This window comes from Peptostreptococcus sp. (assembly GCF_036639115.1).
Taxonomy (GTDB): domain Bacteria; phylum Bacillota; class Clostridia; order Peptostreptococcales; family Peptostreptococcaceae; genus Peptostreptococcus.
Genome location: NZ_JAVWJH010000001.1, coordinates 194,445 through 221,412 on the forward strand (window position 1 = coordinate 194,445; position 26,968 = coordinate 221,412).

Sequence of the window (26,968 nt, forward strand, 5' to 3'; positions counted from 1 at the left end):
ATATAAATAAATTGAGTCAGAAGGTAACAAAACTAAATAAATATAAATTTAAGTGTCTATCAGATCAATAAGAGAAATCCAATCTGATAGGCACTAAAATTTTGTTTGCTGTTCCAATATTTATATATGTTTGCTATAATTATGTTGATTCTAAAAATAGGAGGGATATAGTCATGAATAAAAGGGTTGCTGTTATAAGTGCAATATTGGAAAGCCCACTTGCCAGTCAAAGTGATTTCAACAGTATAATATCTGATTATAAGGGTATTGTTAGGGGAAGAATGGGGATTCCTTTTGAGAAAGAAGGTATTTCTGTTGTTAGTATTACTGTATTAGGAACACTTGATGATATTAATGGATTAACTGGTAAGTTAGGTAAAATTGAACATGTAACTGTTAAAACTGCTATCTCCAAGAAGGAAGTAATATGTCCATAAAAACAAATAAAAAATTAAAAACAAATAAATCTGAAGGAATTAAAAAGCCTTCAGAAAATTCTTATGCAAGAAGCTCTATTTCAGATGGAAATCTAGAAATTATAGAGAAAAAAAATATTGATAATAAATCAGTGTCTTTTAAATTAAAAGAAGATGGAAATTCAAATGAAGAAATAGTCACTAAATTAATTGATATACTATATTTAGAAAATGATTTGTGTGATGAAGATTTGGCCTACTTAATAGATAATATAAATGAGGATGGTAAGAAGTATTTATTTGAGCATTCAAAGAAATTAAGAGATAAATATTATGGAAATAAAGTTTATTTAAGAGGTCTTATAGAGTTTACAAATTATTGTAAACGTGAATGTAAATACTGTGGTATAAATGTATTTAATAAGAAAGCGAATAGATATAGATTGACAAAAGAAGAAATTATCAAGTCTTGTCTATTGGGAGAAAAGTTAGGTTATAATACATTCGTACTTCAAGGTGGTGAAGATCCACATTATACTGATGAAATGTATGTGGATATAGTAAAGAGTATAAAGTCACTAATACCAGGATGTGCAGTTACCCTTTCTATAGGTGAAAAAAGCTATGAAACATACAAATTATTAAAAGAGGCTGGAGTGGATAGGTTCCTGTTAAGACATGAAACGACAAATGAGGATCTTTATAGATGGCTTCATCCATTATCTGAATTTAGTACAAGAAAAAAATGTCTAGAAGATCTTAAAAGTCTTGGCTACCAAACAGGAGCGGGCTTTATGGTTGGCTTGCCATGGTATAGGACTAAAGATTACGTGAAAGATTTGAGATTTATAAAAAATCTAGAACCTGAAATGGTAGGAATAGGTCCATATATAACACATAAAGATACCCAAATGAATCATTATGAAAGTGGAGATTTAGATACAACTATACTCATGTTAGCTTTGGTGAGAATGTTGCTTCCAAAAGTTCTTCTTCCAGCTACAACAGCACTTGGTACTATAGATTATGATGGAAGAGAGGCAGGATTAAATGTTGGATGTAACGTAATTATGCCTAATCTTTCTCCAGAAGACCACAGAGATGACTATTCTTTGTACAATGACAAAAAAAGTAGTGGAAGTGAGTCAGCTCAAGCGTTAAAACTAATTAAGGATCAATTAAAAGACTTTGGATATGTTTGCGATATGGCTAGAGGTGATAGCAAAATGTTGACTGTTGGAAAAAAGCGCTAGAAAATTAGCAAAAATCAATTAAGTTATAGAAAATTCGAAATTAAAATGTTATAATGAAAAAGCGTGAAAAAATATAATACATAATTAATATCAAAACGATTAAATCTCAGTAAATGTGCTAATCGTTAATTATTTTGTCTGACAAAAAAGAATGTAATCTGATTTGAAAGGTGGTAAAGGAAATGACAAGAAAAAGATTTGATGAAGATATGAAGATAGATAGAGAATATATACTATCTTTAATTGAAAATGCAAAAGGAACAACAGAGGAAGACATCGATAGAATTCTTGAAAAAGCTAAGGGCAGAAAAGGATTAGATCACTCAGAAATAGCTTCTTTATTAGAAATTAAAAATGAAGATCAGGTAAAAAAGTTATTTAATATAGCTGGAGAAGTAAAAAAAGATGTATACGGTAATAGAGTAGTTCTTTTTGCACCACTATATATTAGCGATTATTGTGTAAACAACTGCGTTTACTGTGGATATAAATGTAAGAACAAGTTTGTAAGAAGAAGACTTACAATGGATGAAATAAGACAAGAAGTAGAAATTCTTGAACAAATGGGACATAAGAGACTAGCTCTTGAAGCTGGAGAAGATCCAGTAAACTGTCCAATAGATTATGTTCTAGAAGCTATTGATACTATATATGATACATACAATAAAAATGGTATGATAAGAAGAATAAACGTAAATATAGCAGCTACAACTATAGAAAATTATCAGAAACTAAAGGATGCTCAGATAGGAACATATATATTATTCCAGGAAAGTTATGATGAATTATCATATAGAAATATGCATCCAAATTGTATAAAGGGTAACTATGATTACCATACTACTGCTTTTGATAGAGCTATGGAAGCTGGTATAGATGATGTTGGAGCTGGAGTTTTATTTGGATTAGCAGATCCTAAGTTTGAAGTACTAGGTCTAATGATGCATAATGAACATTTAGAAAAGAAGTTTGGAGTAGGTTTCCATACAATTTCTGTTCCTAGACTAAGACCAGCAGAAGGTGTAACTCTTGAAAAATTCCCACATCTACTTGATGATGATATGTTCAAGAAGATAGTTGCAATTATACGTCTAGCTGTTCCATATACAGGAATGATACTTTCTACTAGAGAAGAGGCTGAAGTAAGACAGGAACTACTTGAATATGGTATATCTCAGGTAAGTGCAGGATCATGTACAGGTGTTGGTGGATATGAAGAAGCTGCAAATGGAAGAAATATAGACCAGTTTGAAAAGGCAGATGAAAGAACTCCAATAGAAGTAATAGAAGACCTTATAGATCGTGGATACGTTCCAAGCTACTGTACAGCATGTTATAGAAGCGGAAGAACTGGAGAAAAGTTCATGAATATAGCAAAGTCTGAGGAAATACACTATATGTGTAAGCCAAATGCTCTTACAACTCTAATGGAATATGCAGTTGATTATGGAGATGAAAGATTCTTAGAAAAGGCTGAAAAATTTGTAAGAGAACAAGCTTCTATGATAGATAGAGAAGATATAAGAGAATTCACTCTAGGAAATATAGAAAAGTTAAAAAATGGTGAAAGAGACTTATTTATATAATATAAATTAATTAATGAATATATTTAGTTGTATAACTTGATTTTATATAGTTAAGCCTTGTTATTAACTATTTTTAAATAAGAAAATATAACTTTAAAGAAGTAGCCCAGTATGATTTCATATTGGGCTACTTAGATATTAGAGAAGTATGAGAAGATATTTTAGTATAGAATTATAAGAGGTATATATGAATAATACACCGATTGGAAATAGAAAAAGTATAGTACTAGTAGGTAATAGAAATGCTGGAAAGTCAACAATATTTAACAGTTTACTTGGATTTGATAGATCGATTGTTTCATCAGTTGCGGGTACTACTACAGACCCTGTATGGAAGGCATCGGAATTAATAGGATATGGCCCAGTGAGAATTGTAGATACAGCAGGACTTGATGATATAGGAGGTCTTGGCGCTCAAAGAATAGCAAAAAGTGAAGAAGAAATGCGAGACTCAGATCTTTTAATATATGTTTTTAATATAGAAGAACTATTAAATACAGAAGAAGTAGGCATCAGAAAAAAAATAAAAGACTTGCGAGATAAATATAAAGATAAAGAGCTTATATTTATTGTGAACAAAGTGGACTTAGTAGAGGAAGAAGTACTAAGAAGTTTGCAAATAAAGTATGCTGATCTAGTATTTATTTCAACAATGTCAGAAGATAAAACTTGGCTAGATAATTTAAATAAGGTAATTATAGAAAAATTAAAAGATACTGAAGAAGATAAAAAATTGTTAGATGGCATGTTAAAATCGGGTGACACAGCTCTCTTAGTAGTGCCAATAGATAATGAAGCTCCTAAGGGTAGACTGATACTTCCACAAGTACAAGTAATTAGAGCATGTCTAGATGAAGGTATAAAAGTAATTGTTTGTAGAGATAGCGAGTTAGAAGAGACATTAAGAGAAAATAGCAATATCAATCTTGTAATTACAGATTCTAAAGTATTTGATACAGTTGCAAGACTAGTTCCTGAAAGTATAAAATTGACAAGTTTTTCAATACTATTTGCGAGAGAAAAAGGAGATATTGAAGAATTTTTAAGTGGAGCAAAATATTTAGAAAAACTGAATGATGGTGATAAGGTTTTAATAGCAGAATCTTGTACACATACAGTATCCCACGAGGATATTGGTCAGGTGGTTATACCTAAACTAATAAAGAAAAAAACAGGAAAGAATATAGAATTTGAATTTATATATGGAAAGTCACTACCACAGGATTTAGAGAGATTTTCTATGATAGTCCAATGTGGTGGCTGTATGATGACTAGAAATAATATGATGAGTAGAGTATACGCTGCAAGAGAAAATAACATAGCTATAACAAATTATGGAGTAATCTTGGCATATCTAAAGGGAGTATTTGAAAGAGCAGTATACTAAAAATAGATAAAAGACATAGGATAAATTTATCCTATGTCCTTTTAAAAAAGATAAAATAATAACTAATTTTATGATATAATATACAAAATGATTTAAATTTGTTTAGGAGGAAATTATGAGTATGTTATTTGCTTTAGGCCTTGGTACTGGTATATTTTGCGGTATATGGGGTCTAATATCATTAATTCCATCTCTGGGATTAATAACTTGGATTGGCTTTGCTGGATGTACAGCTTATTTTGGATCAGGCAAGCATGGGCTAGAGGGTGTGAAAACATCTATCTTTGCTACTATGTCAGGTATGCTTTCAGCTATGGTAGCGATGTATGTATCTGGATTTATTCCAGGTTCAATTGTTTTAACAGCATTTATGACTGGACTTATTTCAGCTACAATGTGTTGGCAAGCTAGGGCAAAGGCTTTATGGTTTATACCAGGAGCATTTATGGGGTGTTTTTCCACATTTGGAGCTGCAGCGATGGGACTAGACGTATTAGGTGCAGACTTGTGGAGAATAGTGGTATCTTTCCTATGTGGAGCGATACTTGCTTTGTGCTGCGATAAGAGCGGTGAGTGGTTCTTTGAAAAATTCGGCAAAAAAGAAGAGTTAGAAACAGCAGAATAGTTATGGTTGTGTTATAATTTAGGTGTGGGGATATTTTAAATAAATGTCTCCACACTTTTTAGATATATAGAAATTTTTTGTAATTTTAGCAAAATTAAAGATAAATATAGTATAATAAAATCAGGCTGTTAATGATAAATAATTTCAATAAAGAAAGTTTTTATCAAAGTTTTCTCTTAAAGTATTTTAAAATTATTTAAAAATAGTATTATATTTTATGAAACTTGCCAAGGTGGTGATATTATTAAGATAAATAAAAACATGAGAAAAATGATTTTACTTATCTTTGGACTTTTTATAATAGTTGTGTCAGTTTTTATCTATAAAGATCAAAATAAAAAAGATTCATTTAAGGAAATACAAAAACCCCTTAGTGATGAAGCTATTAAAGATGGTGTAGTAGTAGATGAGAGTAAAGATAAAGAAGACGTTAAAGAAAAAAAATTCAAAGATATAACAGAAGACTCTAAAAAAGAAAAAAAGGGGAGTAAATATCCATACTATACTATGGGAGATATAGACAGTGGGAAGTATAGATACCCAAAGGTAATTGATCCAATGCCACCAAGAGGAATGAACATTGATAATATGGATCAAACACCAGATTATGTAGATCGAAATGTACTGAATGTACCATTCAAAGACTATGTGGTGTTTTATCCGCAACATCAAGATGATGAGGTCTTATGGGCAGGAAGTGCAATTAAATATGCGATAAAAACGAGGGGAGCTAACCATGTGTTTGTTGCACTCGTATCTTCAGGGACAGGGCATAAAGTATTTAAGCAAGAACAGTTCAAAGGCATGACCTTGAAAGATAAGGCAGAATATAGAAATAGGGAATTTTTAGATTCTTGTAGACATCTAGGTATTCCAAGAGAAAACATATTTTTTATATATCAAGAGAGAATGGATTGGAAGACTGACTTCAACTTGGAAAGAGAATTTGCCTTAAAAATGGAAAAAAAGTACAAAAATGTTACACATATTACACATTCTTATAAATATGACGATCATTTTATGCATAGGGCAAATGGTGAAACTTTGTACAATTTATGGAAAAAGAATGAAATTAAAGATTTGAGATTTTACATAAAGCCATTTCTATTGGAGTATGTAAATGCATCTTTAAACTCCTTAAATGTATACTCTGTGTCTAATAAGCAAGATTATGAGTCCATTAGAAATGCCTGTAGAGCGTATAAGTATATAAATCCAGAAAAAGAAAGAGCTGGAATCGGGTATCAGACAGATTTTATGAGTTTTGAAAAGTTGGTTTACAATAAAGATGAAAACTCATTTATAATAATACAAAATAATAAAATAAAAGGATAAATTAAATTGGAGAGGAGAATATGATTATGACAAATGAAGCGATAGAGAGAGCACTATCTCACAGAAGTATTAGAGCTTATAAAGAAAAAGAAATAGAAGCAGATATAGTGAAAAACTTATTGGAGGTAGCGAATCACACATCAAGTAGTATGGGAATGCAGTCATATAGCATAATTAGAATAACAGATAAGAAAAAACGTGATATGATAGCACAAGTATGTAATCAAAAATATGTGAATCAAGCTCCAGAATTTTGGGTATTTATAGTAGACGTATACAGAAATGCAGCAATAGCATCAGAGCAAGATTGTTTCTTGGATGGTAGAAATGATATGGATAGATTCTTTCAAGGATTTACAGATGCGTCTCTTGCAGCTCAGAATGTATTATCATCAGCGGAATCTTTGGGATTAGGAGGAGTATTCTTTGGTAGCGTACTTAATGATCCTGCGAAAATGATAGAAATATTAAATCTGCCAGAATATACTTTTCCAGTAGTTGGCTTAGGTATGGGATATCCAGATCAAGATCCTCTTTTAAAGCCAAGAATGGATATTGATTTGAAGGTATTTGAAAACGAATATAAAAAGCAAGACAATTATTTAGATGCGATTAAAGATTATGATGAAAGAATGAAAAAATATTACGATTTGAGAAATCCAAGTAAAAATTTAGACGAGTTTTCAAAGCAAGTGGTATCTATTTTATCAAATGCTACAGAAAAAAGAAGCAGAATAATAAATGATATAATAAGACAGGGCTTTGACTTACAGCTTGATTATATTCCAGAAGGTGATATTAAGACAATGTTTAAGCCAATTCCTAAAAATATAAAAGAAGAAACATTTGAAGAAAGTGAGCTAGGATTTAGAATGGATACTAATATAAAAGATTTATTTGATGAGTATCCATACATAAAAAGTTATATACTTTCAGTAAATCCTAAATTTAATAAATTAAGAAGTCTTAGTGCTTCAAACAAACTCAAGGAATTAACAATAGCTGATATTGCCCAAATAGGTGAGATGCCAGCAGATTCATTGATATATATGATTGAATCAAGAATTAGTGAGGAATAAAGGTAGTAGAACATGAAATGGAATGATAATGATTTTGACAAGCCAAAAGTTTTTGATAGCAAGGATTTGAGTCAGGATACCCAAGAGATAAAGCTAGATAAATTGAGGGAAAGCATAGAAGATGAAGATTACACTGATGAATTTAAGGCTTATGAAAAATATGTAAAAAAAGAAAAAAGAAAGAGAAAAAAGATATTTATTATACTTACAATAGTGATGGTAATTTTAATTGCAGCAGTAAGTTTTGTTGCAGTAAGATATTTATCTAGGATATCAAATCTAGAAAGTGATGCTCAAAAATACCTAGAACAAGGACAGTACGAGCAGGCTGCAGATATATATAAGATGTTATATGATGAAACAGGTGAAGCTGAGTATATGCAAAACTACAAGTATATATCTAAAAATGTCGAAAATAGAGAGCTATTGAAGGAAGCGGATAATAGTATTAAGCAACATGATTATGAAGGAGCTATAGAAGTTCTTTTAACCATGTCTACCAATGAAGATAAAATAGTGGATCAAATCAGCGAAAGACAAGATTTGGCTGCCAAAAAATGGTTAGAAGAAATAGAAGAGTGCTATAACAGTGGCAAATCAGGATATTGTACTGCTGAAATTAATAAGTTTGTAAATCTTTTACCTGATAATATAAAAGGTGTAACTCTTAGAGAAAAAATTATAAAAAAAGAGAGTGAAGAAGAAGCAAAGGGTATAAAAAATGATAGTGAACAGGGACAGGCGGATTTGGATAAGTTAAATTCTAGGTTAAATAGAAAAATGTATGAAAAATCTAAAGCTATAGTAGGAACAGAGCAGTATGTAACGGTAGAAAATGCAAATGTTAGAGAAAATCCTAGTAGAGATTCGAAAGTATCTGGAACTATACATAAGGGAGAAAGTGTATATATTGAAGACACTAAGGTAGAGAGTTCAAACAGCATTTGGTGTAAGATTACGTATTACTCTAGTGATAGACTGTATACTTCAGGCTGGATATCATACAATATAATAAATGGGTCCGAAAATCAAAGTTCTAGTATAGATCAATAGCAGTAAAGTTATATTAAAATGAAAAAATAGGAGGTTTTATATGGAAGTACTAGATTGTATACAAGGAAGAAGAAGTGTTAGAAAATTTTCTGATAAAAAGGTAGAATACAATACAATTGTAGATTTGATAAAGATTGGAACATATGCACCAACTGCTCAAATGAGAGAACCTTGGGGATTTGTAATAATACAAGATAAGGAAGAGATGAAACGTCTATCAGACATGGCAAAAATAGATATTTTAAATAGAATAGATGAACTGCCTCAGTTTAAAAATTATGAGAAGTTTTTTTCTGATCCAAACTTCAATATATTTTATGAAGCAGAAAATTTATTGGTGGTATATGGAGATACTACTACTAGATGGTACAAGGAGGATTGTTCTGCTTTGGCAGAAAATATAATTTTGGCAGCATTTAGTCAGAATATAGGAACTTGCTGGATTGGATTTTCAAAAGACTTATTTGATTCTAAGGAATTTAAGGAAAAATATAATATACCAGATAGTTATGAATCTGTATCGACATTAATTTTAGGGTACATGAATTTTGTTCCAAATCCTCCTAAAAGAAGGGAACCTATTATTTTTTCAAGAGGAAAATAATAGAAGTGAAGGAGGGATGCAATGAATTTATCTATGACATTTTCGGTTGCATTGATAGTTTTTTTAGGGGTATTTTCCCAGTGGATAGCATGGAAAATATCTAAGCCAGCAATAGTAATAATGAGTATATGCGGATTGATAGTAGGACCCCTTTTAAACATTGTAGTTCCAGCGCAACTTATGGGAGAAGAGATGTATAAGTCTATAATATCTCTATCTGTTGCAGTAATATTATTTGAAGGAAGTTTATCTCTAAACTTTAAAGAAATAATTGACACAAGACTTACAATCAAAAGAATTGTAACTTTAGGAGCGTTTATATCATGGATTTTGGGAAGTCTAAGTGCATATTTTTTAGCAGGACTTTCTATTACGACATCTTTGGTTATAGGGGCAATACTCATAGTAACAGGACCAACTGTTATATTACCGCTATTACGACAGGCAAAGTTGGATAAAAAAGTATCATCAATTTTAAAATGGGAAGGAATATTGGTCGATCCATTAGGAGCAATATTGGCAGTGTTTTCATTTGAAATAGCTAGAATTTTTACGTCACCTACAGCCAATATGGGAAATGTATTGCATTTTGCATTTGGAGTTTTTATAGCAATTGTTGTGGGATTAATATTTGGATTTGCTACAGGTAAGGCTTTAAAAGAAGATTACTTTCCAGAATATTTAAAGGCTGCAATGGTCTTGTGTTTGGTTATCGCATCTTTTACAGTCAGTGAAGTAGTATCCCATGAAACAGGTCTTTTGGCAGTAACAGTGATGGGTGTTGTAATGGCAAATATGGAGATCCCTTCTCTTGAAGAAATATCTCATTTCAATGAAAACATATCCATAATATTGATATCTTCGGTATTTATTATGCTGACATCTTCTCTATCCAGAGAAGTATTGGTAAATATATTCCAACCAGGAATTATACTGTTTGTCTTATCAATGCTATTTGTTGTTAGACCATTATCTATATGGATATCTACAATAGGTACAGATATTACAAATAAAGAAAGAGCTTTGGTGGGTTGGATAGCCCCTAGGGGAATAGTAGCACTTACTGTTACTGGTTATTTTTCCAATTTATTGGTTGCAGAGGGTTACCAAGATGCAGAAATGCTTTTGGCTTTAACTTTTGCACTGGTAATAGTAACCGTATTGGCACATGGATTTTCAATACAGCCCCTAGCAAAAAAACTAGGTTTAGCTCATTCAGGAAAGCCAGGGCTGGTAATAGTAGGATCAAATAAATTTTCAGTGTTGCTAGCGGAATTTCTAAAAAAAGAAGAGATACCAACATTAGTTGTTGATTATAGCGATTATGATTTGGGGAATGCAGTAGAAAGAGGCATAGAATACCATCAAGGAGAAATTCTATATGAGGTATCTAACTATAATTTAGACTTGGTTATTTATAAAAAAATGCTTTTAAATACGCCAATACCACTTTATAATGTTATTGTATCTCGTCAGTTTTCAACAAAGTTTGGTAGGGGTAATGTATGTTTGGTAAATGTTTTGGGAGATAAATTTAAAAATGATTTCAAAGAACTAAAACATATCGATGTACCTAGACTAGGAGATTATAGAGCAACTTATCTACAGCTTATTGGACTTGTAAATGAAGGTTATGAGTTTTCAAAAGTAGAGATAACTGATGAGTTTAAAGAGATAGACTACTATGAAAGTATGGACTATAGAAGAATTAACATAATGGTTATAAATAAACATGGAGATATAGAGTTCTTTACAACAAGAAAACACCCAAAGGTATCAAGTGGAGATTTCATAGTATCTTTGGCACCAAAAGAAATACATGATGATGGAAAAGAACAAAATATTGATGGTTTTGAATCTGATTTTAATAATTTATCTCAGATATAATAATAGAGTTGTTAATTCTATTGGAGAATAAATATAATCAATAAAAGTAAAAGTAAAAGTAAAAGTAAAAGTAAAAGTAAAAGTAAAAGTAAAAGTAAAATAAAAGTAAAATAAAAGCAAAAATAAAATTTAAAATAAAAAAGGAGGGGGAGTTTACCCCTCCTTTTTAGTATGGATAATGATTTTAATATAAGAGATAAAGATCTATGGTAAAATTTATCATTAAGTAATAAATAATATAATAAATAATTTTGTGAAAATAACAAGTAATATAAAAGAAAATAGATTAAAAAAATTATAGAATTAATATATTGGCTAGATTGTAATATATAAAAAGTAATGAGTCTAATAATTTTAAAAAAATTATGAATAAAAACTAAAACTAATATAAAGATATATATCTGAATAAAAAAATAAATAATTTCATAATAAAAAATACTATATGATAAAATAAACATATAAGCATAAGTTGAGATTTATAGTTTGATTATTTTGAATATTGACAAAACATTTAAAAACGAGTATACTGGAGACAAATATAAGAATAACAGATGTTTATACCTATGTTGGAGAAGAAAGTAAATAAATAGGTCGTACGGCAAGATGGATAGTAAACAATTTTCTACCACTAATAATCTGATTTTAGTTTGTGAAGTTTTTAATCTCCTTGTGCTAGGCATGGTATAGACATTGAAAAAGAGGAAGAATTTTCTTCCTCTTTTTATTTTGCCTAAATAGAATAGTACTGTGCTTATCTTTTTATAAAGACAAACTCATTATCGCTTGATAGTTCTTTGGAAAATGCAAAACCATCCTCCGTGAAATTTTTTATATCTTTTGGATATGTAATTTTATTTTTGATAATATATCTTACCATTAATCCACGTGCCTTTTTTGATGAATTAGATTCAAGTTTTAATTTATTATTTTTAAGAACTTTAAAAGTGCAAGAAATATATTTTTCATCTGTGATATATTTTTTTACCGCTTTAGAATATTCTTCTGATGCAAGGTTGATTATTACATCTTTGGAGTCTTTTTTTATAGAGTTGAAAATTTTATTATCCCAATACCTGTATAAATTAGAAAATATCTCTGAAGTTAGCTTTGTTGATATATCCAGTCTATATGGATATATGGAATCCATCGGTCTTAAAAGGCCATACAAACCTGAAAGGATTCTTAAATGTTTATTTGCAAAATTCAAATCATCCTCATCAAAATCTTCAAGTGAAATATTCTTGTACTGAACTCCGCTATATGCAAGCAGAGCAGGACTTCCTGATCTATCAAGTTTGAAACTTTCAAATCTTTCTTTATTTACTTTGCTCAATTTTTCATTTATTTTCATAATTGCTGATATTTCCGAAGTATCAAGTGTCTTTAAATAATCTATAAGTAGTTTTGATTTATCAATAAACTCAGGAATAGATTCTGGGTCAATCTCTGTTTTATTAAATCCCTTTGCAGGAGATATAAATATTATCATAAAATAATTCCCTTTCTTATAATATAATTATAGTCATAATATACCTTTTTTAATTTTTTTCAAACAAAAGTGAACAATTATATGAACAAATAGATAAATAATTCGTAAAAAAGACGATAATTTTGACTAATTTTCAAAAAACTATTGAAAAAATCTGTATATTAAGTTATGATTTTAGTATAAAGTTCGTATTTAATAGAATGTTTGATAGATAAAAATTATCTAATATAAAGAAAAATTTAAAGAAATTTATAATAAAGGCAAAAACAAAGTCAAAAAATAAGAAAAATACAATAAATGAACAATTCCCTGGAGATAACGGGATGATTGTTCGTATAAATAGTTTTTAAAAAGGAGAATGAATCAAGTTATGAAAATTGCAGTAGTGATGGGATCTAAGTCAGATTTACCAAAGTTAGAGAGTGGAATTGAATTGATGAGAAATTTTGGGGTTGAGGTGATTGTAAGAATATTGTCAGCTCATAGAACTCCAGTAGAGCTTTCTAAGTTTTTAGATGAAATTAAAAATGATACAGATGTTATAGTGGCAGCAGCTGGAAAGGCGGCTCATTTGCCAGGTGTAATAGCAGCTCAAACCTTGATTCCAGTAGTTGGACTTCCTATTAAGTCTTCTACAATGGATGGATTAGATTCATTATTATCAATGGTTCAAATGCCTAGTGGAATACCAGTGGCTACAGTAACTATTGACTCAGGTACTAATGCAGCTTTGATGGCTTTACAGATTGCTAGTATTAAGTATCCAGTTTTGCGTGATAGATTATCAGACTATAGAGATGAAATGGCAAAGAAAGTTTTGCTAGATGATTCATCTATTCAGTAGATAGCAATTCAGACAGAGGATTATGTTGATCAACTTGGTTTTGGGGATTTAAATTGATCGAGTTGAATTATAAATTATAAATAAATTAGGAGAATGGGAGATGGCAATGTTAACTTATAAAAATTCTGGTGTAAATATTGATGAGGGAAATAGAGCAGTAGATTTAATAAAAGGAAAGATAAAACAGACATATGATTCAAATGTTATAGGGGATCTTGGGAGTTTCAGTGGACTCTATTCTTTGAAAGATTTTGTGGGAATGCAAGAACCAGTACTATTAGCTTCAACTGATGGAGTAGGAACAAAGCTTAAAATTGCACAGATGATGGACAAGCATGATACAGTAGGTATTGATTTGGTAGCTATGTGTGTTAATGACTTGATATGCCAAGGAGCAAAGCCTTTATTCTTTCTTGATTATATAGCTTTGGGTAAGCTAATTCCTGAGCATATAGAGAAAATAGTTGGTGGAATAGCAGATGGATGCAAGATGAGTAACTGCTCATTGATCGGTGGAGAAACTGCTGAAATGCCAGGAATGTACGGAGAAGATGATTATGATTTGGCAGGATTTTCTATAGGTATAGCAGATAAGGAAAAAGTAATAAGCGGAAAAGATGTAAAGGCAGGAGATGTTTTGGTAGGTATATCTTCTAGCGGTGTACACAGTAACGGATTTTCTTTTGTAAGAAATATATTTTTAGATGAATACAAGTATGATTTAAATAAACACATAGATATGTTGGGAATGAGTCTAGGTGATGCGCTTTTAACACCTACTAAAATCTATGTAAATTTAGCTTTAGAAGCTATAGCAAATAATAATATAAAATCTATTGCACATATTACAGGTGGTGGACTAGTAGAAAATGTAGTAAGAGTAATTCCAAAAGAATTAGGAATAGATGTAGACACAAAATCTTGGAAAAAACCTGCAATATTTAAAATGATAGAAGAGTTTGATGCTATAGAAAAAAGAGAGCTTCATAAGAGCTTTAATATGGGGATTGGACTTGTTATGATAGTAGATAAGGACGAAGCAGATAAGCTTGTAGATTTCGTCAATAATAGAAAAGATGACAACTCAGAATATGTAGAAGAAAAATATAAAGACCTTATGAGAGATGAGGCATTTATTATAGGTAAGGTATCAGATAGCCATGATGGTGTGGAACTAATATAATACTCATATAGGGTAAATATCAAAATCTAGAAGAAATTATAAAGGTTAGATTATTGTTGATAAAATAATATATACCCTAATACAGTAAGATTTGGAGGATTGTTATGAAAAACATTGCTGTTTTGGTATCTGGCGGAGGTACTAATCTACAATCAATAATAGATGCAGTAGAATCTGGTAAGATTAATGGTCGTATTAAGTTGGTTATTTCAAATAAGAAAGATGCCTATGGCTTGAAAAGAGCTGAGAAACACAATATCAGGTCTAAATTTGATAATGATGAAGATTCTATAATAGAGAGTTTAATGAGTGAAGAGATAGATTTGGTAGTATTGGCAGGATTTTTAAAAATTCTTAGCTCAAATTTTACCAAGACATTTGAAAATAAAATAATAAATATTCATCCATCTTTGATACCAGCGTTTTGTGGTGTAGGATACTATGGATTAAACGTTCATAAAGCCGCTGTAGACTATGGAGTGAAGATAAGTGGAGCAACTGTACACTTTGTAGATGAAAACGCTGACACAGGGCCTATAATAGCTCAAGAGGTGGTAGAAGTACTTCCAGATGATACGGCAGAAACTTTACAAAATAGAGTGTTGGAAGTAGAGCACAGTATATTGCCAATGGTGGTCGAAAAATATTGTGATGACAAGATAGAAGTAAAGGGAAGAAGAGTTTATATAAAATAGTCAATATATTATGAAAGTGTCAAATTTATTGATTATAAAATGAGGATTTTATTATTGAAAGGGGTTTATTTACGATGAAAAGAGCACTTATAAGTGTTACAGATAAAACAGGTGTAGTAGAATTTGCCAAGAAACTTAATGAGCTTGGATATGAAATAGTATCAACAGGAAATACATTCAAAAAATTAAAGGAAAATGGAGTCAATGTGATTACTATAGAGGATGTCACTCATTTTCCAGAGATACTAGATGGAAGAGTAAAGACTTTAAATCCATATGTACATGGTGGTATATTATACAGAAGAGATCTAAATTCTCATGTAGAAACAGTAAAAGAACATAAAATAAACTCAATCGATATGGTTGTAGTGAGTCTTTATGACTTTGAAGGAGCACTAAGAAGTGGTAAGTCTCATGAAGAAATCGTAGAAAACATTGATATCGGTGGGCCTTCAATGATAAGATCAGCATCTAAGAACTATAAAGATGTTACAGTTGTTGTAGACATTGCGGATTATCCAAACATTATAGAAAAGTTAGAGGCTGGAGGATTGACTCTTGAAGATAGAAGAAAGCTAGCATACAAGGCATTTGCGACAACTGCTAGATATGATACTTTGATATCTTCTTATTTTGCTGAAGTTGTAGGAGATGAATATCCAGAAATATTAAATCTTACTTTTGAAAAAGATACAGAATTAAGATATGGTGAAAACGGACATCAAAGAGGTTTTCTATATTCCCAGCCAAATGCAAAAAATCCTATACTTAATTTCAAACAGTTACATGGTAAAGAATTATCTTTCAACAATATAAATGATTTACATGGCTGTCTTGAGTTTATGAGAGAATTCAAGGATAACAAAGAAGTATGTGCAGTAGCTATTAAGCATGCAAATGCTTGTGGTGTTGGGCTAGGAGATACATCTTTAGAGGCATATACAAAGTGTTTTGAATCAGATAAAGTATCAATATTTGGTGGAATAATCGGTATTACATCTACTGTGGATATAGAAACTGCAAAGATGCTAAATGATATATTCTTTGAGATAATAGTTGCATATGATTTTGATGATGATGCACTAGAATTATTAAAATCAAAGAAGAATCTAAGAATACTAAAGCTAGCAAAGATAGAAGATAGCAAGCAAAAGCTGGATATGAAGTACTTGGATGGAAAATTTTTGATACAGGATAAAGATAAAATCGAAAATGAAAAGCAAGAAGTAGTAACTAAGCTGGCACCTACGAAAGATCAGCTAAAGGACATGGAATTTGGAATGAAGGTAGTAAAAAATCTAAAATCAAATGCCATAGCGATAGTCAAGGACGGTCAGACACTTGCAATAGGATGTGGTCAAACTTCAAGAATTTGGGCGCTAAGCAATGCTATAGAAAACAATAAAGAGGAAAAGAGTTTTGAAGGAGCAATTTTAGCTTCAGATGCTTTCTTCCCATTTGATGATTGTGTGAGACTTGCAGCTGAATATGGAATAAAGGCAGTAGTTCAGCCAGGAGGATCTATTAGAGATAAAGATTCTGTAGAAGCTTGTGATGAACTAGATATGACAATGGTGTTTACAGGAGCGAGACACTTTAAACACTAAAATTTAAGTTTTTAAGTAATATTTTGAAAAACATTAATGTTGGAAAGTAGTTTTTTAAATATTAATGACGAGAGTGATTTGAGAGAATTAAGAATATATAATTGATGAAACTATAGTGAGATATAGATAAAAGTAAAAAACGAGAATAAAATAAAATTTAAAACGATTACAAAAATACGGTTACAAAAACGAATTGAAAAGAGAAAACCATAACGATAATATTTGCAATTATATTAGAATTGGGGGATTTATTATGAAGATTTTGGTAGTAGGTGGTGGCGGAAGAGAACACGCAATCTGCTGGAAATTAAATGGTGAAAAGAACGTAGAAAAAGTTTATTGTGCACCAGGAAATGCAGGAATTTCAAAAGTAGCAGAATGTGTTGATATCAAAGTTACTGATATTGATAAGTTGGCAGATTTTGCCTATGAAAATAAAATTGATCTAACTGTGATAGGTCCAGAAGTGCCTTTAGTAATGGGAATTAGCGATGCATTTAAGCAAAGAGGATTGAGAGTTTTCGGACCAGATAAGGCTTGTTCACAACTAGAAGGTAGTAAACTATTTTCAAAAGAATTTATGGTAAGACATAATATAGCAACTGCAAAATACAAGGAATATACTGATATAGACAAGGCAATAGAGGAAATTGACAGCTTTGGATATCCAGTAGTGATAAAGGCAGACGGATTGGCTGCTGGTAAGGGAGTAATAATACCTACTAATAGAGAAGAGGCTATTGAAACTCTAAACACTATTATGAAAGATAGAAAGTTTGGGGAAGCGGGAAATTTAGTAGTAATAGAAGAATTTCTAGAAGGTGTTGAGACATCTATATTAGCTCTTGTAGACAAAAATACTATAATAGCTATGGAAAGTGCAAAGGATCATAAGAAAGTCTATGAAAATGAAACTGGTCCAAATACAGGTGGGATGGGAACATTTTCTCCAAGTACAATATATACAGATGAATTAGCTGAAAAGGTATATAATGATGTGCTTGTAAAGTCACTTGAAGGTTTCAAAAAAGATGGTTTGGACTATAGAGGAATACTATTTGTGGGACTAATGATTACAGAAGATGGCGAAAAAGTGCTTGAATATAATTGTAGATTTGGAGATCCAGAGATACAGTCTATATTGATGAGACTTGATTCTAGCCTATCTGAGATTATGATGGCAATTACAGAAGATAGATTGTCTGAACTAGAAATTAAGTATTCTAAAGATGCTGCGAGCTGTGTAATAATGGCATCTGGAGGATATCCAGATTCTTATGAAAAGGGAAAGATAATATCTGGACTGGATGATTTGGATGACGATATAGTAGTATTTCACAGTGGTACAAAAAAGAATGGAAATGATGTTTTGACAAATGGTGGAAGAGTGCTAGGAGTATGTGCCAAGGCTAAAGATGTAGAATCAGCTGCTAAAAAAGTATATGAAAATATAGAAAAAATCAGTTTTGATGGAAAACACTATAGAAAGGACATAGGTATTAAATATGAGTAAAGTAAATAGATTGTTTGTAGAGAAAAAAGAGGGATTCAATCTTGAATCTATATCAATGAAAAATGATATAGAGGATAGTTTAAATATAAAGCTTCAAAAGGTGAGAGTAATCAATAGATATGATGTAGAGGGAATAAGTGAGGATTCATATAAGAAAGTTGCTGAAACTATACTTTCAGAACCAAATCTTGACAATATATACTATGAAGAAATTCCTAATACAAAATCAAGCAGAATATTTGCAATAGAATATCTTCCAGGGCAGTACGATCAAAGAGCTGACTGGGCTTCAATGTGTGCTGAAATAGTAAATGGCGGGCATAGACCGAATATCAATTCTGCAAGAGTAATAATAATAGAAAGTGAAATAACAGATAGCGAATTTGAACAGATAAAAAAATATTTGATAAATGCTGTAGATAGTAGAGAAGCTTCTCTAAAAAAGGCAGATACACTAGAAGTAAACTATGACAAACCAGAAAATGTAGAGATTTTGGAAGGTTTTATAGAATTAGATATAAAGGGTCTTGAAAAGTTTTTAACTGATAGAGAACTTGCTATGTCAGTTAAGGATTTAGAACTTATACAAGAATATTTTAGAAATGATGAAAAGAGAAATCCTTCTATCACTGAAATAAAGGTATTGGATACATATTGGTCGGATCATTGTAGACATACAACTTTTATGACAAAGCTAGAAGATGTAGAAATTTCTAGTGGAAGATTTACAGATCCAATAAAAGAAACATATGACAGATACATAGAAGATAGAAAAGAAGTATATGTAGATAGGGATAAAAATATATGCCTGATGGACATAGCTACTCTAGCTATGAAAAAGTTGAAAAAAGAAGGAAAGCTACAGGATTTAGATGAGAGTGAAGAAATAAATGCCTGCAGTATTAATATAGATGTTGAGATAGATGGAAAAAGTGAAGAATATCTTTTGATGTTCAAAAATGAAACACACAACCATCCTACAGAGATAGAGCCTTTTGGTGGAGCAGCGACTTGCCTAGGTGGAGCTATAAGAGATCCATTGTCAGGTAGAAGCTACGTATACCAAGCTATGAGGGTAACAGGTTCAGCAGACCCAAGAACAAGTATGGAAGATACATTAGAAGGCAAGCTTATGCAAAAGAAAATAACTACAGAAGCAGCTGATGGTTATAGTTCATATGGAAATCAAATAGGTGTAGCAACTGGTCAGGTAGCAGAATTATACGATGAAAACTTTGTAGCCAAAAGAATGGAAGTTGGTGCAGTAATAGCTGCAGCTCCGAAAGAAAATGTCATCAGAGAAAGACCAGAAGCAGGAGATGTGATTATACTACTTGGAGGAAAGACTGGTAGAGATGGCTGTGGTGGTGCTACAGGTTCATCAAAGGAACACAGTGAAGAAAGTATATCTACTTGCTCAGCAGAAGTTCAAAAGGGTGATGCTCCCAATGAAAGAAAGATTCAAAGATTTTTCAGAAACTCACAGGCAGTGAAGATGATTAAAAGATGTAACGACTTTGGTGCAGGTGGTGTATCAGTTGCAATTGGTGAGATAGCTGATAGCTTGGATATCAATCTAGACTTGGTACCCAAAAAATATGATGGGTTAGATGGAACAGAACTTGCTATATCAGAGTCACAAGAAAGAATGGCAGTAGCTATAGAAAAAGAAAATATGGATAAATTTATTGAACTAGCTCACCTAGAAAACCTTGAAGCCACTCATGTTGCAACAGTAACTGATACTGGATATATGAGACTTTTCTGGAGAGGCAATGCAATAGTAGATATCAAGAGGTCTTTCTTGGATACTAATGGACATCAACAAGAGGCTAAAATAAAGGTAGATAGTATAGATGAAGATTCAAACTACACAGATATTACAGAGCTAACAAATACAAAAAATACATTAGAAGAAAAATATATAGAGGCAATGAAGGATCTAAATGTTTGTTCACAAAGAGGATTAGTAGAGAAGTTTGACAATACGATAGGCGGAAATACTGTAATTGCTCCTCTAGGTGGAAAATATCAAGCGACTCCTGCAAATGGAATGGTAGCAAAGATACCAGTGCTATCTGGAGAGACTGACACATCTTCTATTATGACATTTGGATACAATCCAAAGATAGGTAAATGGTCACCTTTCCATGGTGCCTTAAATGCAGTAGTAGAATCTGTTGCAAAATTGGTAGCACTAGGTGGAGATTATTCAAGTGCTAGATTGACTTTTCAGGAATACTTTGAGAAGTTAGGGAATGATGCTAGTCGTTGGGGCAAGCCGTTTTCTGCACTTTTGGGGGCATATTATGCCCAAAGAGAATTTAAAATACCAGCAATAGGTGGAAAAGATAGTATGAGCGGTACTTTTAACAATATAGATGTGCCACCAACATTGATTTCATTTGCTGTAAATACTGAAGATGCAAAGAAAGTAGTATCTCAAGAGCTTAAATCAGCTGGAAATCTTTTAGTATTGGTAGAAGCCCCTGAAAAAGATTATGCTTTCCCAGACTTTGACATAATGAAGAAAAACTTCAATGTAATACATTCAGCTATGCAAAATGGTAAAATTAAATCTTCATATGCTCTAGGCTATGGAGGATTGGCTGAAGCAATAGCAAAGATGGGATTTGGAAATAAAATAGGTGTTAGTCTAGATAGATCAATATCGGAGCTATATACTGATTATGATGAGCTATTCAAGCAAAGCTATGGAAGTATACTACTGGAGATTTCAAAAAATGATTTGGATTTTCTAGATGGTTCTGATTATTTAATAATTGGAAAAACAACTGAAGCTCCTGAGATTGATGTGTTTGGAGAAAAAATACATCTTGATAGGCTATACAAAGTGTCATCTGAGACTTTGGAGAATATATTCCCAACAAAGGCTCAAAGGGCAATAATGGCACCAATAGAAAATATAAATTATAAAAAAACAGGAACTATTTCTAGAAAATCTTTAAATATAGCAAAACCTAGAGTATTTATACCAGCGTTTCCAGGGACAAACTGTGAATATGATTCTGCAAGAGCATTTGAAAGAGCTGGTGCACAAACAAGTATAGGTGTATTTAGAAATATGTCTTACAAAGATATAGAATCATCAATTGACATGATGGTTGATGAAATAAATAAGAGTCAGATAATAATGATCCCAGGAGGATTCTCAGCAGGAGATGAGCCAGATGGATCGGCTAAGTTTATAGCGACAGTATTTAGAAATCCTAAGATAGAAGAAGCAGTGATGAATTTGTTAAATAAAAGGGATGGACTGATAATTGGTATCTGCAATGGATTCCAAGCACTAATAAAATTAGGGCTTGTGCCATATGGAGAAATCAAAACTCCTAGTGCTGATATGCCAACTCTTACATATAATGATATTGGACGTCACCAGGCAAAGATGGTACAGACTAGAGTGGCATCTAACAAGTCACCATGGCTAGCAGATACACAAGTAGGAGATATACATTCAATAGCAGTATCTCATGGTGAAGGAAAGTTTGTAGCTAGTGATGAAGTCATCAAAAGCTTGATTGAAAATGGTCAAATAGCAACCCAATATGTAGATCTTGATGGAAATGCAAGCTATGATATAGATTTCAATCCAAATGGTTCTTACTATGCAGTGGAGGGAATAACTTCAGTTGACGGTAGAATACTTGGTAAAATGGGTCACTCTGAAAGAAGAGGAAATGAAGTCGGAAAGAATATAATAGGAGAAAAAGACCAAAAGTTATTTGAGTCTGGAGTAAAATATTTTAAATAAGCGAATCAATCAATTCAGATAATTGCAATTAATAAAGCAGGTAGCAAAAGCTATCTGCTTTATTTTTATTTAAGAAAATTAAATAGTTAGATAGGTTAAAAAGATATTGACTATCCATTGTTAAATCTATAGACTATTATAGTTGAGAGGGTATTACAAATATTTTGTTTAGATTACTTTAAGGGAGAATTTTAAAATGAAAAACAGTAAGAAAATTATTTCATTAGGACTTTGTGCAGCAATGATATTTTCAAATATTAATATCTATGCTAGTGAAATAAAATCTATCGTAAAAGAAAACAGTGGTAAGGAGTTAAGTCAAAAACTTTATCATCAAAAAGATGGGCTAGATCCTTTTGATGATGAAAATATGAATTCAGAAGTAGAAATAAAGGATTTGACATTAAAAAAAGCTATTATAGGAGAAATAAAAAGAGTTTTAAAAAATGAAGATAAAAGTTTAGATGATATTGTGACAAAAGAAGAGATGAGATCTATAACTAGCCTTAGCTATAATGGATTAGACAAGGAAAAAATAAAAGATTTAAGTGGTTTGGAATATGCAATTAACCTAGAATTTGTAGAACTTCCAGATAATGAAATTAGTGATATAAGTGCTATGTCTAATCTGAAAAATATAAAAAGACTATACATGGGCAAAAATAATATTGAAGATATCTCGGCAATATCAAATTGTACAAAGATGACGGATATATCATTTGATGAAAACAAAATAGAAGATATAGGTGTATTATCAAAGTTAGATGATGTAAAATATCTAGTTTTGAGAAAAAACCGTGTAAAAAATATTGATTCATTGAGTAATATGAAAGGCATGGAAATGCTAAATTTAGAAGATAATAAAATAGAAGATATTAGCCCTTTAAAAGATCTTCTAGAAATAAAAAATCTTATATTATATGGCAATCAAATAGATAATATTGAAGCTTTGAAGGATTTGAAAAAATTGGAAAGACTAGAAATATCAAAAAATAAAATAGAAAATTTTGAAGCTATATCTTGGTTTTCTGACAGCGCGGATTTCGGATATTCAAACCAAATATTGAATATAAAGCCTACAGAAAATAAGATGGATATAAAATTAAAAGACATAGATGGAAGTAACGTAAATATTATGGATAATTCATTTTACTATGATAGAGCAGATAAAAAGCATAAAAAAATCGACAATATAATGACTTTTGAAGATGGTTTATATTCATATATTGATGAAGGCATGAAAGCTACTTATGGAAGTGATAAAAGAAATATAAGTAATATTTTGGTGAAAAATAAGAACAATAAAACAGTATGGAATATACTTATTGATCCGAGTGACTTAGATTTTGAATTTGCTTCTTTTAATCCAGAACTTAAAAAATTAGAAGTCACTCAAAACGAAAAAGTGGATATTAAAAAATGTATTTTAAATGCACCTAAAAATTCTACAGTTGAAGTAATTAAAGATGTAGATACATCAGAAATTGGAGAAAAAGAAGGTAAGTTAAAAGTTATATTTGCTGATGGGTCAACTAAAGATATAGACATAAAAGTAAATGTAATAAAGAAAAAATCAGATTCTGGATCCGCTTCAGGTGGCGGACATAACTCAAATGATTCAAAGCCAAATAGAAGTAGAATATCGGGTAAGGATAGATATGAAACATCACTGAAATCTTCAAAGCTAATAGATTCAGATGTATTGGTACTTTCTAGTGGTGAAAATTTTGCTGATTCTCTATCAGCCCAAAATATAGTTAATAAATTTGATGCAAAATTGGTACTGCTGAACAATAGTTCCGATATAAATAGAATTCTTAAGGAAACTAATCCAAAGAAAGTCTATATAGTTGGTGGAGAAAATACAATAAATAAGCAAGTTGAAGATAAATTGAGAAATAATGTAAAGGAAACAAAAAGAATTGCTGGTTCAGACAGATATGAAACTAGTGAAAAGAGTATAATGGAATCAAATTATAAAGAAGTTGGTATTGCAGATGGAAGAAATTTCCCAGATGCGCTATCTTCAAGTGCAATTTCCGTTAAAAAGGATATAGGTCTCAAATTAGTGGATGGATCGAAAGAATACAGCACTGATAAAAAAGTAATATATACTTATGGTGGAGAAAAGTCCGTTGCTCAAGATGGTGGCAAGCGTCTTGCTGGTGCAGATAGGTACAAAACAAATGAAAAAATAAATAAAGAATTAGGAAATTATTCTACAGTCACTTTTGTTGATGGAAGAAACTATCCTGATGCTCTTTCAGCGATAAATGTAATTCAGTCATCGGATAGCAAACTATTGCTAGTACATCCAGGACCTAATTATCTTGAAAAAGATGCTGTAAAGAATATAAGTAAAGTATACATTCTTGGTGGCAAAAATTCGGTTGACGAAGATATAATAAATAATATATTCAAATAAAAATATTTATATAAGTATAAGAGCATCTATGTATAGGTGCTCTTATTTTTTAAACGAAGGGTTATAGGATTGATAAATATTAAAATAGTGTTTATTTTTAGTGTTTTTAGAGATGAATAGTCAGGGCCAATTTGATATAATGAAATAGTAAGCTAAATACATAAAAAGGAGGATACAATGGAAAAAACAGAAAAAAATTTATACACGGATGATTTGAAGAAAGACCTGAAATTATATTTTATAATAGCATTTTTAGTACCATATATTATGGGAATACCACTATATATGGCAAAGAAAAAAGGATTAGATGTAACTGCTTTTCCAACTGCTCAAATGTTTATGCCAGCAGCGGCCGTTATAGTTATTATACTTAGAAGAAAAATAAGAGAGGATTTAATTCCTAAAAAGTTTTTCTATGTATATCTTTTATCTACAGCTACAATGTTAATTACTTGCATGTTAACATTTATTTTAGATAAAAATACCATTGTTAATATAACAAATATATCAATGATGGTATTTAGCATAATAGGAATAATAGTTCTAATATTGGAAGGTAAGGAAAAAAGAAGGGCCTATGGTCTTGATCTAAAAAATACTGGTAAAATATTGCTTTTATCTTTATTATTTCTATTTTTAATGATAGTTAGATTGCTACTAGGAGCCGTGTCAGAGGGTGGAATGAATGAACTGTTAAAGGTTTTGACAAACCCCATTATATGGGTTACAGCCTTACTTATGTTTATCAATATATTCTTTGTTTATATGCCATTTTTGGGTGAGGAGTATGGATGGAGATATTACCTTCAACCAATACTACAGAAAAAATACGGTATGCTAAAAGGAGTTTTTGTATTGGGAATATTATGGGGAATTTGGCATTTGCCACTGAACCTATTTTATTATTCTGACGGGAAAACTGGTTTAATAAGTTTGATTGTACAAATTATAGTATGTATAGGATTAGGAATATTTTTTGCATATGCTTATGCAAAAACGCAAAGCATATGGTCAGTAGTGCTACTACATATGCTAAATAACAACTGGGTGGCTGTATTTTCTGGAGATTTAACTGGAAAAAGTATGGAAAATCAGGTGTTTGACTGGAAGTCTATACCCTTAATTTTGGGACTAGTTCTTATTACTTATGCTTTATTCGCATTTAGTAAATATGTAAGGGATAAAAAGTACAGGGTGCCAATAATGTATGAAAGACTTGAAGAAAAAATGTAGACGATATATAGAATGGATTTAATAAAAAATATATTAAATAAAAATATAGAATATCAAAACCCCAACTCTTTTAAAGAGAGGGGGTTTTGTTTTAGGAATGATTATTAGTAATTTTAATTAATCTAGGTGTAACAAGTGAGACTATTATGGAACTAAATATATCTTTCGCAATTGCAAAAGGAAATAGACTTACTAGACAAGCCCAATAAGGAATAGGTGTATGAGCTACTTTATTTAGTATAAAATATGTATATAGCGTACCGATTGCATATGTTACAAGCATAGCCAAAAAACATCCAGCAACAAGCTTGCTAACGGATTTTGTACCAAATTTTTCTCGAGTTAGACCAACTATATAAGAAGCAGGTATAAAGGCTATTAGATAGCCAAATGTAGGCTTTAAAATATATCCTAGACCACCACCCTCTGTAAATATTGGAAAACCGAGCAGTCCAATTACAACATAGAGTAGACAAGAAATAGCTCCTGCCTTAGATCCCAAAATCATTCCAGACAATAATACGAATGTAAATTGAAGGGAAAAAACGGTCACTGGAAGTGGTATTCTTATAAAGGCACCAATAGCAATTAAGGCAGTGAAGAATGAACATAGAATCATGGTTTTTGTGTTTATCTTTGTTTTTGTCAAAAGATTACCTCCTTGAATATATTGAATTTTTATAATGTTGAAAATAATTTAGTTTGTATATCTGATAAGTAAATTATATCACAATATATCCAATATTAATTTTAATAAGTTATAGTTTATCACAGAAAAAAATACTTGTAAACGGCATATAAATGATAGTTTACAAAAAGGAGGTAAATCTAGGTATTAAAATAAAGATATTAGAAAGTATATGATAAAATGAATTCTTGAGTTTAGTAGAGAAGTACTTGAGATAAGTTATAATATTTATAGGAATAGGAATAGGAATAGGAATAGGAATAGGAATAGGAATAGGAATAGGAATAGGAA

20 protein-coding genes are annotated in these 26,968 nt (G+C 31.0%); 18 read left to right on the forward strand and 2 right to left on the reverse strand.

What is annotated here, in order from left to right:
- Positions 1-173: 173 nt before the first annotated feature.
- From RR561_RS00750 to RR561_RS00795, 10 genes are all read left to right on the forward strand, one after another.
- Entirely contained in the window at positions 174-437 is a 264-nt protein-coding gene (locus tag RR561_RS00750; RefSeq protein ID WP_332505522.1) for a TM1266 family iron-only hydrogenase system putative regulator, read from the forward strand.
- A complete protein-coding gene (hydE, locus tag RR561_RS00755) occupies positions 428-1,669 on the forward strand; it encodes a [FeFe] hydrogenase H-cluster radical SAM maturase HydE (protein ID WP_332505523.1) in 1,242 nt (413 codons plus the stop codon). Before RR561_RS00750 ends, hydE begins: the two co-directional genes overlap by 10 nt.
- 182 nt (positions 1,670-1,851) lie before the next feature.
- Positions 1,852-3,255: a [FeFe] hydrogenase H-cluster radical SAM maturase HydG gene (hydG, locus tag RR561_RS00760; RefSeq protein WP_332505524.1), complete on the forward strand. Its 1,404-nt coding sequence runs from the start codon at positions 1,852-1,854 to the stop codon at positions 3,253-3,255.
- 187 nt (positions 3,256-3,442) lie between these two features.
- On the forward strand, positions 3,443-4,642 hold the full coding sequence (hydF, locus tag RR561_RS00765; protein ID WP_332505525.1) for a [FeFe] hydrogenase H-cluster maturation GTPase HydF: 1,200 nt from the start codon (positions 3,443-3,445) through the stop codon (positions 4,640-4,642).
- Positions 4,643-4,757: 115 nt separating this feature from the next.
- A complete protein-coding gene (locus RR561_RS00770) occupies positions 4,758-5,267 on the forward strand; it encodes a DUF1097 domain-containing protein (protein ID WP_332505526.1) in 510 nt (169 codons plus the stop codon).
- A gap of 261 nt (positions 5,268-5,528) precedes the next feature.
- The gene (locus tag RR561_RS00775; RefSeq protein WP_332505527.1) at positions 5,529-6,602 is read left to right on the forward strand and encodes a PIG-L family deacetylase; all 1,074 of its coding nucleotides are present in this window, start codon (positions 5,529-5,531) and stop codon (positions 6,600-6,602) included.
- 26 nt (positions 6,603-6,628) lie between these two features.
- Complete coding sequence (locus tag RR561_RS00780) at positions 6,629-7,681, forward strand: nitroreductase family protein (protein WP_332505528.1); 1,053 nt, start codon at positions 6,629-6,631, stop codon at positions 7,679-7,681.
- 12 nt (positions 7,682-7,693) lie between these two features.
- Positions 7,694-8,734 (forward strand): SH3 domain-containing protein, encoded by a 1,041-nt coding sequence (locus RR561_RS00785; protein ID WP_332505529.1) that lies wholly within the window; start codon positions 7,694-7,696, stop codon positions 8,732-8,734.
- 40 nt (positions 8,735-8,774) lie between these two features.
- Entirely contained in the window at positions 8,775-9,338 is a 564-nt protein-coding gene (locus tag RR561_RS00790) for a nitroreductase family protein (protein WP_332505530.1), read from the forward strand.
- A gap of 21 nt (positions 9,339-9,359) precedes the next feature.
- On the forward strand, positions 9,360-11,225 hold the full coding sequence (locus RR561_RS00795) for a cation:proton antiporter (protein WP_332505531.1): 1,866 nt from the start codon (positions 9,360-9,362) through the stop codon (positions 11,223-11,225).
- A gap of 751 nt (positions 11,226-11,976) precedes the next feature.
- On the opposite strand, the gene yaaA is transcribed toward RR561_RS00795, so the two are convergent.
- Positions 11,977-12,714 (reverse strand): peroxide stress protein YaaA, encoded by a 738-nt coding sequence (gene yaaA, locus RR561_RS00800; protein WP_332505532.1) that lies wholly within the window; start codon positions 12,712-12,714, stop codon positions 11,977-11,979.
- Positions 12,715-13,084: 370 nt separating this feature from the next.
- On the opposite strand from yaaA, the gene purE reads away from it, so the two are divergent.
- From purE to RR561_RS00840, 8 genes are all read left to right on the forward strand, one after another.
- A complete protein-coding gene (purE, locus tag RR561_RS00805; protein WP_332505533.1) occupies positions 13,085-13,558 on the forward strand; it encodes a 5-(carboxyamino)imidazole ribonucleotide mutase in 474 nt (157 codons plus the stop codon).
- A gap of 106 nt (positions 13,559-13,664) precedes the next feature.
- Positions 13,665-14,741 carry a phosphoribosylformylglycinamidine cyclo-ligase gene (purM, locus tag RR561_RS00810; RefSeq protein ID WP_334309577.1) on the forward strand — a complete coding sequence of 359 codons (1,077 nt, stop codon included), beginning with the start codon at positions 13,665-13,667 and terminating at the stop codon, positions 14,739-14,741.
- Positions 14,742-14,845: 104 nt separating this feature from the next.
- Entirely contained in the window at positions 14,846-15,436 is a 591-nt protein-coding gene (gene purN, locus RR561_RS00815; protein WP_332505535.1) for a phosphoribosylglycinamide formyltransferase, read from the forward strand.
- A gap of 74 nt (positions 15,437-15,510) precedes the next feature.
- A complete protein-coding gene (purH, locus tag RR561_RS00820) occupies positions 15,511-17,043 on the forward strand; it encodes a bifunctional phosphoribosylaminoimidazolecarboxamide formyltransferase/IMP cyclohydrolase (protein ID WP_332505536.1) in 1,533 nt (510 codons plus the stop codon).
- A gap of 253 nt (positions 17,044-17,296) precedes the next feature.
- The gene (purD, locus tag RR561_RS00825) at positions 17,297-18,556 is read left to right on the forward strand and encodes a phosphoribosylamine--glycine ligase (protein WP_332505537.1); all 1,260 of its coding nucleotides are present in this window, start codon (positions 17,297-17,299) and stop codon (positions 18,554-18,556) included.
- Positions 18,549-22,331, forward strand: coding sequence for a phosphoribosylformylglycinamidine synthase (locus tag RR561_RS00830; RefSeq protein ID WP_332505538.1), 3,783 nt, complete (start codon positions 18,549-18,551; stop codon positions 22,329-22,331). Before purD ends, RR561_RS00830 begins: the two co-directional genes overlap by 8 nt.
- A 196-nt stretch (positions 22,332-22,527) precedes the next feature.
- Positions 22,528-24,756 (forward strand): cell wall-binding repeat-containing protein, encoded by a 2,229-nt coding sequence (locus tag RR561_RS00835; protein ID WP_332505539.1) that lies wholly within the window; start codon positions 22,528-22,530, stop codon positions 24,754-24,756.
- 177 nt (positions 24,757-24,933) lie between these two features.
- Complete coding sequence (locus RR561_RS00840) at positions 24,934-25,989, forward strand: CPBP family intramembrane glutamic endopeptidase (protein ID WP_332505540.1); 1,056 nt, start codon at positions 24,934-24,936, stop codon at positions 25,987-25,989.
- Between the two features lie 91 nt (positions 25,990-26,080).
- On the opposite strand, the gene RR561_RS00845 is transcribed toward RR561_RS00840, so the two are convergent.
- On the reverse strand, positions 26,081-26,638 hold the full coding sequence (locus RR561_RS00845) for a biotin transporter BioY (protein WP_332505541.1): 558 nt from the start codon (positions 26,636-26,638) through the stop codon (positions 26,081-26,083).
- Positions 26,639-26,968 lie beyond the last annotated feature (330 nt).